The sequence below is a fragment of the Streptomyces sp. LZ34 genome (genome assembly GCF_053890475.1).
Map to the genome: position 1 here is coordinate 3,819,778 of NZ_CM132680.1, position 15,835 is coordinate 3,835,612.

At 71.4% G+C, this 15,835-nt stretch carries 16 protein-coding genes; 3 read left to right on the plus strand and 13 right to left on the minus strand.

The genetic code is table 11. The features are described from left to right. Positions 1-414 precede the first annotated feature (414 nt). Both ACWY4P_RS14880 and ACWY4P_RS14885 read left to right on the plus strand, forming a co-directional pair. Positions 415-1,080 carry a potassium channel family protein gene (locus ACWY4P_RS14880; RefSeq protein ID WP_456211030.1) on the plus strand — a complete coding sequence of 222 codons (666 nt, stop codon included), beginning with the start codon at positions 415-417 and terminating at the stop codon, positions 1,078-1,080. Further along, positions 1,077-1,751, plus strand: coding sequence for a potassium channel family protein (locus ACWY4P_RS14885; RefSeq protein WP_311723742.1), 675 nt, complete (start codon positions 1,077-1,079; stop codon positions 1,749-1,751). Before ACWY4P_RS14880 ends, ACWY4P_RS14885 begins: the two co-directional genes overlap by 4 nt. A gap of 119 nt (positions 1,752-1,870) precedes the next feature. On the opposite strand, the gene ACWY4P_RS14890 is transcribed toward ACWY4P_RS14885, so the two are convergent. The 12 genes from ACWY4P_RS14890 to ACWY4P_RS14945 form a co-directional block, all read right to left on the minus strand. Further along, complete coding sequence (locus tag ACWY4P_RS14890) at positions 1,871-2,710, minus strand: DUF3159 domain-containing protein (protein ID WP_456211031.1); 840 nt, start codon at positions 2,708-2,710, stop codon at positions 1,871-1,873. 3 nt (positions 2,711-2,713) lie between these two features. After that, positions 2,714-3,124, minus strand: coding sequence for an OB-fold nucleic acid binding domain-containing protein (locus ACWY4P_RS14895; RefSeq protein ID WP_456211032.1), 411 nt, complete (start codon positions 3,122-3,124; stop codon positions 2,714-2,716). Positions 3,125-3,202: 78 nt separating this feature from the next. Then, the gene (locus tag ACWY4P_RS14900) at positions 3,203-3,886 is read right to left on the minus strand and encodes a response regulator (protein WP_456211033.1); all 684 of its coding nucleotides are present in this window, start codon (positions 3,884-3,886) and stop codon (positions 3,203-3,205) included. A 74-nt stretch (positions 3,887-3,960) separates the two neighbouring features. Continuing rightward, complete coding sequence (locus ACWY4P_RS14905; protein WP_456211034.1) at positions 3,961-6,534, minus strand: DUF4118 domain-containing protein; 2,574 nt, start codon at positions 6,532-6,534, stop codon at positions 3,961-3,963. Between the two features lie 17 nt (positions 6,535-6,551). Then, on the minus strand, positions 6,552-7,199 hold the full coding sequence (kdpC, locus tag ACWY4P_RS14910; protein ID WP_456211035.1) for a potassium-transporting ATPase subunit KdpC: 648 nt from the start codon (positions 7,197-7,199) through the stop codon (positions 6,552-6,554). A gap of 4 nt (positions 7,200-7,203) precedes the next feature. Beyond that, positions 7,204-9,333, minus strand: a complete 2,130-nt coding sequence (kdpB, locus tag ACWY4P_RS14915) for a potassium-transporting ATPase subunit KdpB (RefSeq protein WP_456211036.1) — start codon at positions 9,331-9,333, stop codon at positions 7,204-7,206. Further along, entirely contained in the window at positions 9,330-11,015 is a 1,686-nt protein-coding gene (gene kdpA / locus ACWY4P_RS14920) for a potassium-transporting ATPase subunit KdpA (RefSeq protein WP_456211037.1), read from the minus strand. Before kdpA ends, kdpB begins: the two co-directional genes overlap by 4 nt. A gap of 31 nt (positions 11,016-11,046) precedes the next feature. After that, positions 11,047-11,136: a K(+)-transporting ATPase subunit F gene (gene kdpF, locus ACWY4P_RS14925; protein ID WP_009326374.1), complete on the minus strand. Its 90-nt coding sequence runs from the start codon at positions 11,134-11,136 to the stop codon at positions 11,047-11,049. Between the two features lie 320 nt (positions 11,137-11,456). Beyond that, positions 11,457-12,341, minus strand: coding sequence for a hypothetical protein (locus ACWY4P_RS14930; protein WP_456211038.1), 885 nt, complete (start codon positions 12,339-12,341; stop codon positions 11,457-11,459). Positions 12,342-12,650: 309 nt separating this feature from the next. Continuing rightward, positions 12,651-13,436 (minus strand): DUF3710 domain-containing protein, encoded by a 786-nt coding sequence (locus ACWY4P_RS14935; protein ID WP_456211039.1) that lies wholly within the window; start codon positions 13,434-13,436, stop codon positions 12,651-12,653. Position 13,437: 1 nt separating this feature from the next. Continuing rightward, positions 13,438-13,953 (minus strand): dUTP diphosphatase, encoded by a 516-nt coding sequence (gene dut, locus ACWY4P_RS14940; RefSeq protein ID WP_456211040.1) that lies wholly within the window; start codon positions 13,951-13,953, stop codon positions 13,438-13,440. A gap of 67 nt (positions 13,954-14,020) precedes the next feature. Then, on the minus strand, positions 14,021-14,599 hold the full coding sequence (locus ACWY4P_RS14945) for a PaaI family thioesterase (protein WP_456211041.1): 579 nt from the start codon (positions 14,597-14,599) through the stop codon (positions 14,021-14,023). A 59-nt stretch (positions 14,600-14,658) separates the two neighbouring features. On the opposite strand from ACWY4P_RS14945, the gene ACWY4P_RS14950 reads away from it, so the two are divergent. Beyond that, positions 14,659-15,105, plus strand: coding sequence for a DUF3093 domain-containing protein (locus ACWY4P_RS14950; RefSeq protein WP_456211042.1), 447 nt, complete (start codon positions 14,659-14,661; stop codon positions 15,103-15,105). 31 nt (positions 15,106-15,136) lie between these two features. On the opposite strand, the gene ACWY4P_RS14955 is transcribed toward ACWY4P_RS14950, so the two are convergent. Continuing rightward, entirely contained in the window at positions 15,137-15,793 is a 657-nt protein-coding gene (locus tag ACWY4P_RS14955) for a hypothetical protein (RefSeq protein ID WP_456212927.1), read from the minus strand. Between the last annotated feature and the right edge of the window lie 42 nt (positions 15,794-15,835).

Here is a 15,835-nt window from a genome sequence, read left to right on the forward strand (position 1 = left end):
TCAGCCCGGGACAAATGCGGCTACGCCGCCATCTTGCCGCGATGCCGCCGAGTCGCGCGTTCCGGCACTCGGCGACATACCGACGGGGAGAGCGGCGGAAGCACGGCGGGGTCGCCGGCGCACCACCGGAACGTTCGCAAGCGGCGGTCGCCGTTCCGGGGCGGCGCCGGAGCGTCGACGCCCTCTTGTACGCCGTACAGCCGCGCCCCTCCACCCGGACCTGAGCAGCGGACTCGGGTCAGTCACACAAGTGCGGATACGGTGGTGACAGACGCCGTGGCGGACAGCCCTCCGCTGCCCCGCGGCCTCGGCATCGGGGCCCCCTCCCCGCTGCCGCCCCGTAGGCCTGGAAGGAAGATGTGAGCAGGGTGTTTGTGCGGTTCAGCACGGTAATGAGGAGTGCGGGGTAGTCGCATGCATATCGTGATCATGGGCTGCGGCCGGGTGGGTGCGGCACTCGCCCAGACCCTGGAGCGGCAGGGACACACCGTCGCCGTCGTCGACCAGGACCCGACCGCCTTCCGCCGCCTCGGCGCCGGCTTCGGCGGGCGCCGGGTGACCGGCGTCGGCTTCGACCAGGACACCCTGCGCGAGGCGGGCATCGAGGAGGCCGGTGCCTTCGCCGCGGTCAGCAGCGGCGACAACTCCAACATCATCGCGGCCCGGGTGGCGCGCGAGATGTTCGGCGTGGAGAACGTGGCGGCCCGCATCTACGACCCCCGCCGCGCCGAGGTCTACCAGCGGCTGGGCATCCCGACCGTGGCCACCGTGCGCTGGACCGCGGACCAGATGCTGCGACGGCTGCTGCCGTCCGGCGCGGAGCCGCTGTGGCGGGACCCGAGCGGCGGGGTGCAGCTCGCCGAGGTGCACACCTCCCCCGCCTGGGTGGGCCACAAGGTCAGCAAGTTGCAGGAGGAGACCGGCGTGCGCGTCGCGTTCCTCACCCGGCTCGGCGAGGCGATGCTGCCGACCTCGCAGACGGTGCTGCAAGAGGGCGACCTGGTCCACGTGATGATGCGCACCGACGAGGTGGAGAAGGTCGAGGCGTCATTCGATGAGGGACCCGAGGAGGGCCGATGAGGGTTGCCATCGCTGGAGCGGGCGCCGTGGGGCGCTCCATCGCGGGCGAGCTGCTGGAGAACGGGCACGAGGTGCTGCTCATCGACAAGGCGCCGACGGCGATCTCGGTGGAGCGGGTGCCGCAGGCCGAGTGGCTGCTCGCCGACGCCTGCGAGATCACCTCGCTGGACGAGGCCGCGCTACAGCGCTGCAATGTGGTGATCGCGGCGACCGGTGACGACAAGGTCAACCTGGTTGTCTCACTGCTCGCGAAGACCGAGTACGGGGTACCGCGGGTGGTCGCCCGGGTCAACAACCCCAAGAACGAGTGGCTGTTCAACGAGGCGTGGGGCGTCGATGTCGCCGTCTCCACGCCGCGGTTGATGTCGGCGCTGGTCGAGGAGGCGGTGAGCGTCGGCGACCTGGTGCGGCTGCTGCGCTTCAGCCACGGCGACGCCAACCTGGTGGAGCTGACGCTGCCGCCGGAGGCGGCGCTGGCCGGCACCCGGGTCGGGGACGTGGAGTGGCCGGAGGACACCTCGCTGGTCACCATCATCCGGGGCACACGCGTGCTGACCCCGAGCAAGGACGACGTCCTGGAGGCGGGCGACGAGCTTCTGTTCGTCGCGGCCCAGGCCCGCGAGGAGCAGCTGGAGGAACTGCTGTCCGTCCAGCGCGCGGACGCCTCCTAGCCCCTCCTAGCCCCCGTACGCGCCCCGTAGCGCCGCACGTACGCGGCAAAGCGCCGGGCGGGCCACCTCGGCCCGCCCGGCGCTTTGCTGTGGTCTCGCTAGGGTCTCGCTGCGGCCTCTCAGGGACGCGGCGGGTGGCGCCGGTCCGCGGACTCGGGCTGGGCCTCGGTGACGATCTGGTCGGCCCACTCCGCCAGCAGCGGATCGACGGTCTTCTCGGCCTGGGTCCGGGCCTCGGCCTTCGCCCGCTCCCGCTCGCGCTCCGCCTGCTCCTCCGCCTCCAGCTCCGCGATGACGTCGATCGGCGGCGGGGCCTTGGCCAGGAATATCCACGTCAGATAGACGCAGAGCAGGAACGGCGGAATGCCGAGCGCGACCTTGACCCAGCCGAGCTGGGTGGCGTCGCCCCACCAGTACAGCGGGAAGAGGATCGCCGACTTGGCGAGCAGGATCAGACCCCAGGCCCAGGTGGCCTTGGTGTACGCGCGGAACCGGCCGGGGTTGCGGGTGCGCCAGGAGAGGTTCTCCTTGAGCATCGGCCCGAGCAGCACCCCGATCAGCGGATAGCGGAAGATCGCCGAGAGGACGTAGGCGATCGACAGACCCAGGGTGTAGAGCATGCCCGGCAGATAGAAGTTCTTCGCGTCGCCGGACATCATCGCGAAGATCGCGCCGAAGGCGACCCCGAAGACCCCGCTGAAGGCGTGCTTGAGGGTCTCCTTGCGGATCAGCCGGGCCAGCGCGAGGAGCACCGTGAGCCCCAGCGCCGCCAGGGCCGCGAGGTGGATGTCGCGCTTGATCGTGTAGAGCAGGACGAAGACCAGTCCGGGGACGGTGGTGTCGACCATGCCCCGCACCCCGCCGAACGCCTCCAGGAGCGCGGTGTCCGCCGCCGCTCTGCTCTGCGCGGCGGCCGCGGAGTCCTCTTCGGTTGCCGTCGGCTCGTCGTCTCTCGTCACCGGCTACTCCTGTCCGAGCGGTCGGAGTTCGTACTTGGGGTTGAACAGCACCCGGCGGCCGTGGCTCATGGAGATCCGGCCGGTGGCGATCAGCTTGCGGCCCGGCTCGATCCCGAGGATGGAGCGGCGGCCCAGCCACACGACGTCCAGGGCGGCGGTGCCGTCGAAGAGCTCCGCCTCCAGGGCCGGCACTCCGGCCCGGGGCCGTAGCGTGACGGTGCGCAGTGTACCGGTCACCTTGACTATCTGCCGGTCGCCACAATCGCCGATCTTGGTACATCCGGCGGCCTCGGCGTCCTGTTGGAGCTCCGCGGAGTGAAGCTCCTCCTGGGAAGTCGACAGCCGGTCCAGCATCCTCCGGAAGCGGCCGGCCGGCTTGTCGGGTTTGCCAGGGGGCTCGTCTACGGCACTCATACGGCCAGCGTACCGGGGAGCTCTCACGGGGTCGCCGCCCGAACCGGCGCGCACGGCCCGAACCCCCGCGCACGGCGCTCAGCGCTCGAAGCGGTAGCCCATGCCCGGCTCGGTGACGAAGTGGCGCGGGTGCGAGGGGTCGGCCTCCAGCTTGCGGCGCAGCTGGGCCATGTAGACCCGCAGATAGTTGGTCTCGGTGCCGTACGACGGCCCCCAGACCTCCTGGAGCAGCTGCTTCTGGCTGACCAGCCGGCCCGTGTTGCGGACCAGGACCTCCAGCAGGTGCCATTCGGTGGGCGTCAGCCGGACGTCCGTGCCGCCGCGGTTGACCTTCTTGGCGGCCAGGTCGACCGTGAACCCCTCGGTCTCCACGACCGCGCCGCCGTCCGCCGCCCCGACGGGCTCGGCGCGGCGGACGGCGGCGCGCAGCCGGGCCAGCAGCTCGTCCATGCCGAAGGGCTTGGTGACGTAGTCGTCGGCCCCGGCGTCGAGGGCCTCGACCTTCTCGTCCGAGGTCTGGCGGGCCGAGAGGACGAGGATCGGGACCCGGGTCCAGCCGCGCAGCCCCTTGATCACCTCGACGCCGTCCATATCGGGCAGGCCCAGGTCGAGCACGACCACGTCGGGGTGGCGGGTGGCGGCGAGCCGGAGGGCGGTGGCGCCGTCGGAGGCGGCGTCGACCTCGTATGCGCGCGCCTTCAGGTTGATCACGAGGGCGCGCACGATCTGCGGCTCGTCGTCCACCACGAGCACCCGGTTCATCTCACGGCCTGCCTTTTCGCTTCGTTGTGGTCGGTCGTGGTCGGTCGTGGTCGGTTGTGGTCCATGGTGGCTGATCACGAAGTGACCTGGGCGGGCAGTGGGGAGCCGACCTGCGTGCGGCCGTCGGCGGCCCGCAGGGTGAGCACCATGGTCATCCCGCCCCCGGGGGTGTCCTCGGCGGCCAGTCGGCCGCCCATCGCGTCCACGAAGCCCCGGGCGACCGCGAGCCCGAGGCCGACCCCCGCGCCGCGCGGGGCGTCGCCGTACCGCTGGAACGGCTCGAAGATGCGGTCCTTGGCGCTGTCGGGGACGCCGGGGCCGCGGTCGGCCACGCGCAGCTCGACGCGGTCGCCCAGGGCGCTGGCGGACACCAGGACGGGCATGCCGTCCGGGCTGTACTTCACGGCGTTCTCCACGATGTTGGCGACGCTGCGCTCCAGCAGGCCGGGGTCGACCGCGACCATCGGCAGCTCCTCGGGGATGTCGAGGCTGACGCCGGTCTCCGGGACGCCGACCAGGGCCATCGGGACCACCTCGTCGAGGTCGATCTCGCGGATCAGCGGCGTGACGGTGCCGGTCTGCAGCCGGGACATGTCGAGGAGGTTGCCGACCAGGTGGTCGAGGCGGTCGGCGCCCTCCTCGATGCCCTCCAGCAGCTCGGCCTCGTCCTCGGGCGACCAGGCGACGTCGTCGGAGCGCAGCGAGGACACGGCCGCCTTGATGGCCGCGAGGGGGGTGCGCAGGTCGTGGCTGACGGCGGCCAGCAGCGCGGTGCGGATGCGGTTGCCCTCGGCGAGGTCCCGGGCCCGCTCGGCCTCCAGGGCCAGCCGCTGCCGGTCCAGGACCACTGCGGCCTGGGCGGCGAAGGCGGCGAGCACCCGGCGGTCCTCAGCGGGCAGCACCCGGCCGGAGAGCGCGAGCGCCATATGGTCGCCGACGGGCACATCGACGTCCGCGTCCTCGGGCCGCTCGGGCAGCGGCGCTCCCCCGTTGCCGCCGACGCTGCCCGCGCAGGTCCACGGGGCGACGTCGCCCTCCCGCTCCAGCAGCGCCACCGAGTCCATGCCGAAGGTCTCGCGGACCCGCTCCAGGAGCGCCTCCAGGCTGGTCTCGCCGCGCAGCACGCTGCCGGCGAGGAAGGACAGCACCTCGGATTCGGCACGCAGCCGGGCGGCCTGGTGGGTGCGGCGCGCTGCGAGGTCCACGACGGAGGCCACACAGACGGCCACGGCCACGAAGACCGCGATGGCGAAGATGTTCTGCGGGTCGGCGATGGTCAGGGTGTGGGTGGGCGGGGTGAAGTAGTAGTTGAGCAGCAGCGAGCCGACGGCCGCCGAGCCGAGGGCCGGCAGCAGCCCGCCGAGCAGCGCCGCGACCACGGTGAGGAACAGGAACAGCAGCACCTCGTTGGCGAAGCCCGGTCCACTGTCGGAGGCGAGCGCGCCGCCCACGTGGGTGAGCAGCACGGTGAGCAGAACCGGTCCGGCCACCGCCACCAGCCAGCCCGCGATCAGCCGGGTGCGGCCGAGCCGGGCGCCGCGCGCGACCGGCAGACCGCGGCCCTTGGCGACCTCGTCGTGGGTGACGATGTGGACGTCGAGGTCGGGCCCGGAGTCGCGGGCGACGGTGGCGCCCACCCCGGGCCCGAAGATGTACTGCCAGGCCTTGCGGCGGCTGGAACCGAGCACGATCTGGGTGGCGTTGACCCCGCGCGCGAAGTCCAGCAGCGCGCGGGGGATGTCCTCCCCTATGACGTGGTGGAAGGTGCCGCCCAGGTCCTCGACGAGGGTGCGCTGGACCGCGAGCTCCTTGGGCGAGGCCGAGGTCAGTCCGTCGCTGCGGGCGATGTAGACGGCGAGGACCTCGCTGCCGGAGCCCTTGGCCGCCATCCGGGCGGCGCGGCGGATGAGAGTGCGCCCCTCGGGGCCGCCGGTGATGCCGACGACGATGCGCTCACGGGCCTGCCAGGTGGAGCGGATGCTGTGCTCGGAGCGGTACTGCTGGAGGTACTCGTCGACCCGGTCCGCCGTCCACAGCAGGGCCAGCTCGCGCAGCGCGGTGAGGTTGCCGGGCCGGAAGTAGTTGGACAGCGCGGCGTCGATCTTGTCGAGCTGGTAGATGTTGCCGTGCGCCATCCGGCGGCGCAGCGCCTGGGGCGACATGTCGACCAGCTCGATCTGGTCGGCGCGGCGGACGACCTCGTCGGGCACGGTCTCCCGCTGCCGTACCCCCGTTATCGACTCCACCACGTCTCCCAGCGACTCGAGGTGCTGGATGTTGAGGTTGGAAACGACATCGATGCCCGCCCGCAGCAGCTCCTCGACGTCCTGCCAGCGCTTGGCGTTCCGGGAGCCGGGGACGTTGGTGTGGGCGAGCTCGTCGACGAGGACGACGGCGGGGTGGCGGGCCAGGACCGCGTCCACGTCCATCTCGGTGAAGCGGGCCCCGCGGTACTCCATCTCCCGGCGGGGCACCTCCTCGAGACCGCGCAGCATCACCTGGGTGCGCGGCCGGCCGTGGTGCTCGACGAAGCCGACGACGAGGTCGGTGCCCCGCTCGGCCCGCCGGTGTCCCTCGGACAGCATGGCGTACGTCTTGCCGACGCCCGGCGCCGCGCCGAGGTAGATCCGAAGCTTGCCGCGTCCCATGGCCCCATTTTCCGATGTCAGTGTGCGGCGAGCTCGCGCACCGCGATGTTCAGTTTCAGCACGTTCACGCGCGGCTCGCCCAGGAAGCCGAGGATACGGCCGTCCGTGTAGTCCTCGACCAGCTGCCTGACCTCGTCCGCGGGCAGTCCGTTGGCCTTGGCCACGCGGGCCGCCTGGAGCCTGGCGTAGGCCGGGGAGATGTCCGGGTCGAGCCCGGAGCCCGAGGCCGTGACCGCGTCCACCGGGACGGCCGCCGGGGAGACCCCGTTGAACTCGGCGACCTGCTTTCTGCGGTCCTTGACGGCCCGCAGCAGCACCTCGCTGTCCGCGGCGAGGTTGGAGGCGCCCGAGACAACGATCTTGTACTGGGTGTTGTAGACGTTGGTGCCCGCCGCCGACGGCCGCGGCTGGAAGTACCGGGGGTCGGGCAGTGGGTTTCCGTCCTTGTCGGTCTTGTTCAGGTGGTAGGTCTGGCCGATCAGCTCGGAGCCGACCACCTTGCCGTGGGCCGTCACTTCCGAGCCGTTGGCCTTGTCGTGGAAGGCGGCCTGGGCGATGCCGGTGACCGCGAGCGGGTAGGCGACCCCGCAGACGAGGGTGAGCACCAGCAGGGCGCGGAGCCCCGCCCCCACCAGCCGGGCCGTGCCGCGTACGGAGTTGTTCATGTCGTCATCCGATCCCGGGGATCATTGAGATGAGCAGGTCGATGAGTTTGATGCCGATGAACGGGGCGATCAGGCCGCCGAGCCCGTAGATGCCGAGGTTGCGGCGGAGCATCCGATCGGCGCTCACCGGCCGGTAGCGCACGCCCTTCAGGGCCAGCGGCACCAGGGCGATGATGATCAGGGCGTTGAAGACGACCGCGGACAGGATCGCGGACTGGGCGGACGCCAGGCCCATGATGTTCAGCTTGTCCAGGCCGGGGTAGGCCGCGGCGAACATCGCGGGGATGATCGCGAAGTACTTGGCGACGTCGTTGGCGATCGAGAAGGTGGTCAGCGCGCCGCGCGTGATCAGCAGCTGTTTGCCGATCTCGACGATCTCGATCAGCTTGGTCGGGTTGGAGTCCAGGTCCACCATGTTCCCGGCCTCCTTGGCGGCCGAGGTGCCGGTGTTCATGGCCACGCCGACGTCCGCCTGGGCGAGCGCGGGGGCGTCGTTGGTGCCGTCGCCGGTCATGGCGACCAGCTTGCCGCCCGCCTGCTCACGCTTGATGAGCGCCATCTTGTCCTCGGGCGTGGCCTCGGCCAGGAAGTCGTCGACCCCCGCCTCGTCGGCGATCGCCCGGGCGGTCAGCGGGTTGTCGCCCGTGATCATCACGGTCTTGATGCCCATGCGGCGCAGCTCCTCGAACCGCTCCCGCATGCCCTCCTTGACGACGTCCTTGAGGTGGATCACGCCGAGCACGCGCGGGCCCCCGGCGTCCTCGGCCGCGACGAGCAACGGGGTGCCGCCGGCCGCGGAGATGGTGTCGACGGTCTCCTGGGCGTCGGGCGGGACCGTGCCGCCGCGCTCGGCGACCCAGGCGGTGACGGCCGCGGCCGCGCCCTTGCGGACCCGGCGTACGGACCCGTCGGCCTCGGTGAGGTCGACACCTGACATCCGGGTCTGGGCGGTGAAGGGGATGAATTCGGCGTGGCCGAGCTCCCCTTCGTGCCGCGCCCGCAGCCCGTACGCCTCCTTGGCGAGGACCACGACCGAGCGGCCCTCGGGCGTCTCGTCGGCCAGCGAGGACAGCTGCGCGGCGTCGGCGAGCTCCGCCTGGCCCGCCCCGCCCACCGGCACGAACTCCGCCGCCTGGCGGTTGCCGAGGGTGATGGTGCCGGTCTTGTCGAGCAGCAGCGTGGACACATCGCCCGCCGCCTCCACGGCGCGCCCGGACATGGCGAGCACATTGCGCTGGACGAGCCGGTCCATGCCGGCGATGCCGATCGCGGACAGCAGGGCGCCGATGGTGGTCGGGATGAGGCAGACCAGCAGCGCGGTGAGCACGATCATCGTCTGCTCGGCCTTCGCGTGGATCGCGAAGGGCTGAAGGGTGACGACCGCGAGCAGGAAGACGATGGTGAGCGAGGCGAGCAGGATGTTCAGCGCGATCTCGTTCGGCGTCTTCTGCCGGGCGGCGCCCTCGACGAGGTTGATCATCCGGTCGATGAAGGTCTCGCCCGGCTTTGTGGTGATCTTGATGACGATGCGGTCGGAGAGCACCTTGGTGCCGCCGGTCACCGCGCACCGGTCGCCCCCGGACTCCCGGATGACGGGCGCCGACTCGCCCGTGATGGCGGACTCGTCGACGGACGCGACGCCCTCGACGACGTCCCCGTCGCCCGGGATGACGTCGCCCGCCTCGCAGACCACCAGGTCGCCGACGCTCAGCTCGGCCCCGGGCACCCGCTCCTCGGCGCCGTCCCGGCCGCCCCGCAGGCGGCGCGCGACGGTGTCGCTCTTGGCCTTGCGCAGGGTGTCGGCCTGCGCCTTGCCGCGCCCTTCCGCGACCGCCTCGGCCAGGTTGGCGAAGACGACGGTGAGCCACAGCCAGACGGTGATCGCCCAGCCGAACCAGTCGCCCGGGTGGGCGCACGCCAGCCCGGTGGTCAGCACCGAGCCGATCTCGACCACGAACATGACCGGGGACTTGGCCATGATCCTCGGGTCGAGCTTCCGGAACGCGTCCGGCAGCGAGCCGATCAGCTGCTGGGGGTCGAACAGGCCGCCGGAGACCCGGCCGCCGCCCGCCTGGGGCGCATCGGGCCGCTCGTCCTGGGGGGCCTGGGGTATCGGGGTGGTGGTCGTGCTCATGAAAGTCCCTCCGCCATCGGGCCAAGGGCCAGCGCCGGGAAGTAGGTCAGTCCGGTGATGATGACGATCGCGCCGACGAGCACCCCGGTGAACAGGGGCTTCTCGGTGCGCAGGGTGCCCGCGGTCTCGGGCACCGGCTTCTGTCCGGCGAGCGAGCCGGCCAGTGCCAGGACGAACACCATGGGCAGGAAGCGGCCGAGCAGCATCGCGAGGCCGATCGTGGTGTTGTACCACTGGGTGTTCGCGTTCAGGCCGGCGAAGGCGGACCCGTTGTTGTTGGCGCCGGAGGTGAAGGCGTACAGCACCTCGGAGAAGCCGTGCGCCCCGCTGTGGTGCGCCGAGTCCGACGCGGTGTTGAGGATCGAGTCCGGCGGGGTGGACAGCGCCATCGACACGGCCGTGAAGCCGAGCACGAGGGTCGGCGTGATGAGGATGTAGCAGGCGGCGAGCTTGATCTCGCGGGTGCCGATCTTCTTGCCCAGGTACTCGGGCGTCCGGCCGACCATGAGGCCGGCGATGAAGACCGCGATGACGGCCATGACCAGCATGCCGTAGAGGCCGGAGCCGACGCCGCCGGGGGCGATCTCGCCGAGCATCATGCCGAGCAGGGTGATGCCGCCGCCGAGGCCGGTGAAGGAGGAGTGGAAGGAGTCCACGGCACCGGTCGAGGTCAGGGTCGTGCTCGTCGCGAAGATCGAGGACGCGCCGACGCCGAAGCGCTGTTCCTTGCCCTCCATCGCGCCGCCCGCCGCCTGGAGCGCCGGACCGCTGTGGTGGAACTCCGTCCACATCATCAGCGCCGTGAAGCCGAGCCAGATCAGGCCCATGGCGGCGAGGATCGCGTAGCCCTGCCTGACGTTCCCGACGAGCTTGCCGAAGGTGCGGGTCAGCGAGAACGGGATGACGAGGATCAGGAAGATCTCGAAGAGGTTGGTGAAGGCGTTCGGGTTCTCGAAGGGGTGGGCGGAGTTGGCGTTGAAGGGGCCTCCGCCGTTCGTGCCGATCTCCTTGATGGCCTCCTGCGAGGCCACGGCGCCGCCGTTCATCTGCTGACCGCCGCCGGTGAGCTGTCCCACCTCGTGGATGCCCGCGAAGTTCTGGATGGCGCCGCAGGCGACCAGCACCACCGCGGCGACCACCGAGAGCGGAATGAGGATGCGTACGGTGCCCCGCACCAGGTCGGCCCAGAAGTTGCCGAGGTCACCGGTGCGCGAGCGGGCGAAGCCCCGTACGAGCGCGATGGCCACCGCGATGCCGACGGCCGCGGAGACGAAGTTCTGCACCGCGAGGCCGACCGTCTGGACGACATGGCCCATGGACTGCTCGCCCGCGTACGACTGCCAGTTGGTGTTGGAGACGAAGGACGCGGCGGTGTTGAACGCCTGGTGCGGGCTGATCGGGGTGAAGCCGAGCGACAGCGGCAGATGGCCCTGGAGGCGCTGGAGCAGGTACAGGAAGAGCACGCTCACCGCGGAGAAGGCGAGCACCCCGCGCAGATACGCGGGCCAGCGCATCTCGGTGCTCGGGTTCGCGCCGATGGAGCGGTAGATCCACTTCTCGACGCGGAGGTGCCTGTCGGAGTTGTAGACGGCGGCCATGTAGTCGCCGAGGGGTCGGTACACCAGCGCGAGCGCCGCGATGAGGGCGACAAGCTGGAGCACCCCAGCGAGTTCGGAACTCATCGAGCCCGCCGCTGCGGCGGCTGTCGGCACCTCAGAACCTCTCCGGGAAGATGAGAGCGAGGACCAGGTAGCCCAGGAGGGCGACGGCCACGACCAGACCCACGACGTTTTCGGCGGTCACAGCTTCGTCACCCCCTTGGCGACGAGCGCCACCAGCGCGAAGACCGCGATGGTGGCGGCGACGAAGGCCAGGTCGGCCATCGTGTGCTCCTAGAGGTTCGGAGAGGAACTGACCTCTCGAGGAAACCTCCGTTCAGACCGCTTTTGATCGTTATTGACGGCTCTCTGACGGCTGTGCCCGCGCCGTTGACGCTTCTCTTACGCGCGTCTCTTACGCGCGCCCCGCCGGTCTCTTCCACGCACAAGCCGGTGGGCCGCACTCCGAGGGAGGGAGTGCGGCCCACCGGCGCTGCTGGCGTCAGGCTCTGCCGACGACCTGGATCAGCCGGATGCCAGCGAGCAGCCCGCCAGGGCGTCGAGACCAGAGGGGGCGGTCGCGCCCTGGCGGGAGATCGAGATGCGAATGCGGTCGATGGTGGAGGCGCGCTTGCCCTTCAGCGGGCCGAGGATCGCGTTCTCCACGAAGTTCGGGCCGCCCTGGCCCGCGGACGAGGCCAGCCGCTTGTTGGCCTCGTCGATCTGTGTCTGGAGCAGCGCGATATTGCGGTCCACCTCCGCCTGGGCGGCTGCGGGCACCGCGCCGACCTTCGAGGCGACGTCCGGGCAGCTGATCGACTGCCCGGTCCCGGTCCCGGCCCCGGCGTCCGAGCCCGCGCCGTCCTCCGCCCCGGAACCCGGATCCGTGGGTTCGGCCGTGGCCGGAGCGGACGCGGGGGGCTCCGCCGCACCGCCGGAGCCCGCGTCGGAGCCCTCCCCCGCACCCGCGTCCCCGCCCAGGGAACACTCGGCGAGCGCGTCCAGCCCCTGCGGCTTCTCGGCCTGGCGGCCGATGGAGATCGCGATGCGGTCCAGGGTGGACTTGCGCTTGTCCGCCAGCGGGCCGAGGATCGCGTTCTGCACGAAGTTCGGGCCGCCCTCGCCCGCGGACGAGGCCAGCCGCTTGTTGGCCTCGTCGATCTGTGTCTGGAGCAGCGCCAGGTTGCGGTCCACCTCCGCCTTGGCCTGGGCCGGGATCTCGGGAAGGGAGCCCGTCACATCGGGGCAGCTGATGGTGGACGCCGCTTTGGTGCTCGCGTTGCTACTCGCTCCCGAGCCATCCTGCCCGGCCATGGCGGCTCCCACCGCGACGGCCGCGCATGTAATACCGCCGATCACACCAGCGGCCAGGACTCGCCGACGGTGCAGTAACGGAAGGCCACGGGACATCTGATCACCTCGTGAGGTCACAAACAGCAACGGTCTACTGGTGGCGCCCCGTCCTGCCCCTGCTCCGGGTCGCGCAAGGTCTCGCGCCCATCAGTACGGGCGGGGTGACGGCTGTGTTCAATGTGCCCCGAGAAAAAATCTGCCCCAGAAAAAGCGCCCCGGGAAAACCGCCGCGGGAAGCGCGGCCGGCAGCCGCGTCCGGGAAAGCCTGAGGGGCCCGGGAGACTGGCTCCCGGGCCCCTCAGGCTGTGATCTGGCTCGGCTGTGGCTCGGATCCGGCTCGGACCGCGACGGCGCGCGAGCGGGCGCTCAGCGCACCTCGCTGATCTCCGGGCCGCGCTGGAGCCGGTCGGCGCCGCCCGCGAACCGCGAGCCCTGCGCCTCCTCCTGCTGCACCCCGTCGGGCACCATCTGCGCGTCGTCCGGCAGCTTCAGGACGATCGGATCGCGCGGGGCCATCGGGCCGTCGCCGCGCACCACGACCGTGTCCCGGAAGATCGCTTCCAGCAGGCTGCCGGTCTCGGGCTGCACCGCGCCCTGCCCGGAGATCACCCCGCGCAGGAACCAGCGCGGCCCGTCCACGCCGACGAAGCGGACCACCTGCACGCCGTTCTTGCCGTCCGGCAGCTGCACCGGCACCTGGGCGCGCAGCTCCCAGCCGAGCGGCCCCTCGACCTCGTCGACGACCCCGCCCTGCTGGGTGATGCCGGTGGCGATCTCGTCGCGCACCTCGCCCCAGATGCCTTCCTTCTTGGGCGCGGCGAACGCCTGGAGCTGGACGGCACTGTCCCGCAGCACCACGGTCGAGGCGACGATCGCGTCACCCGCGACCTCAACCCGCAGCTCCATGCCCTCGACACCGGGCACGAACATGCCGCCCAGGTCCACCCGGCCCTCGCCGGGCTCACGCACCTCGGATACGTCCCACGGCCCTTCGGGGCGCGGCGCCGGGGGCAGGCTCACCCTCTCGGCGACGGCGTCCTCCGCGAGGTCCGCGGCGTCCGCGTCCTCCGCGGCGTCCTCGGCCAACTCCTCGGAGGCGACGTCGAGCGGCTCGACGTCCTCCTTGCTGCGCTTGCGGCGACGTCCGAACACGTCATCGTCCTTCCCGGTCGGAACCGACCGAAGCGTATCCATTCCCACCCGTTGAACCGTCCACGGCGGCATGACCGCCGGTGGACCCGAAACCCCCGTCGGCCCGCGCCGAACCGGGAAGCTCCGCCACCTCGTGGAAGCGCACCTTCTCGACCTGCTGGACGATCAGTTGGGCGACCCGGTCGTAGCGCTCGAACCGCACACTCTCGCGCGGGTCCAGGTTGACCACGATCACCTTGATTTCTCCACGGTACCCGGCATCGATGGTCCCGGGCGCATTCACCATGGCGACCCCGCAGCGGGCGGCGAGTCCGGACCTCGGATGCACGAAGGCGGCATACCCGTCCGGGAGCGCGATAGACACTCCGGTCGGCAGTACCGCGCGCTCACCGGGGGCGAGCTCGGCCGCCTCCGTGGTGACGAGGTCGGCCCCGGCGTCGCCGGGATGGGCATACGCGGGGATCGGCACCTCGGGGTCCACCCGGCGAATCAACACATCTACGGGCGTCACGGTCACACCTTCCCCTTTGCCTGTGCTCGCTTCTCGGGCCGCTTCTCCGGCCGCTTCTCCGCCCATGCGATGTTCACGGATTCACCTCGAACGCGCGTGCGACCTTCACCTGGTCGGGGTCGGCGAGCGCCGCGTCGATCTCCTCCGGCCGGCCGTTCTCGATGAAGTGGTCGACCTTGACCTCTATGAAGAGGGCGTCGGCGCGCACCGCGACCGGGCCGTCCGGGCCGCCGATCCGGCCCGTGGCCGTGGAGTAGATCTTGCGCCCATGGACCGCCGTCACCCGCGCGTCCAGGTGCAGCACGGCGCCCACGGGCACCGGCCGGAGGAAGTCCGTCTCCAGCCGTCCGGTCACCGCGATGACCCGCTGCATCCAGCTGAGCGACCCGAGCGTCTCGTCCAGTGCCGAGGTCAGCACCCCGCCGTGGGCGAGGCCCGGCGCACCCTGGTGGCCGGGGCGCACGGTGAACTCGGCCGTGACGCTCACGCCGTCGCCGGCCCGTGGCTCAAGGCCGAGACCGTGCTCCTGGCCGCAGCCGAAGCACCCCTCGTAGTGCGCGCCAAGGGCCTCCCCGGGCGCGGGGGCGTCGGGGTGCCGTACGGGGGCCCTGGCGCCGTCCGGCGGCTTCAACGCGGTCTTTGCTCCACTCACACCGGCTGACCTTACCCGCGCCGGAAGCGCCGGTCGGCGGCCATGCCAAGCTTGGGCCCATGCAGCCTTACGAAGAACGCCTGACCGCACCCCGTTCATGGTGGTTCATCGCATTTCTGGTCGGTGTCGCGACGGCGCTGATCCTGCTGCCCTTCGGGACGCTGCCGATGCTCGGCGGTCTGATCGGCGGGGCGGCGGCCGCCGCCGTCGTGGTGAGCGCCTACGGTTCGGTCCGGGTCCGGGTGGTGGCGGGCTCGCTGGTCGCCGGCGAGGCGAAGATCCCGGTGTCGGCGCTGGGGACGGCCGAGGTGCTGGACCGCGACGAGGCGGCGGCCTGGCGCACTTACAAGGCCAATCCGCGGGCGTTCATGCTGCTGCGCAGCTACATCCCGACCGCGCTGCGGGTGGAGGTCACCGATCCGCAGGACCCGACGCCGTACGTCTACGTCTCGACCCGCGATCCCGAGGCCCTGGCCGCCGCACTCTCGGCCGTACGGGCCCAGTAACCCCCGTCGGTCGGCCCTATGGGCCGGCGGGTCAGGCCTCCAGCGGCGGCAGCGCGACCCAGGGCACCTGCCGCGCGCGCAGATCCTTGCGGATCTTCCGGGCGAGCTTCTTGGTGTCGCGCCGGTTCATCGCGGCGCCCACGGTGGCGCCCACCATGAAGGGCGCGAGGTTCGGCAGATTGCGGAAGCTGCGCTTGAGGACCTGCTGGCGCAGCTCACGCTTCATCTGAACGCCGAGCGCGGCGTTCACACTCGCCGGGACGGCGGCGTCGATGCCGCGCTCCTCGGCCCATGCCCCGAGGTAGGCGATGGCGCGCTGCCGGACGGTGCCGGGCGCGCGCACCCCGTAGACCTCATGGAGCTCGGCGATGAGCTTGATCTCTATCGAGGCGACGCCGATGATCTCGGCGGCCAGCTCGGTGGGCATGGCGGGCGGGGCAGGCAGCATCGCCGCGGCGCCGACGCCCGCACCCACGGTGGAGGTGCCGTTCGCGGCACCGGCCACCAGTTTGTCCGCGATCTCTTCCGGGCCGAGCCCGGGGAACTGCTTGCGCAGCGAGGCGAGGTCGCGGACCGGAATCCGCGGAGCGTTCGCGACGATCCGATCGGCGACCGCGTAGACCCCCGATCTAGCGCGCTCGCCTCCCTTACGGGCACCTCGGCCGATAGCGGCCGCGAGCGAGGCCATCCGGCCCCGCTCGACGTGCTCGGTCACGTCACCATGCTCCGC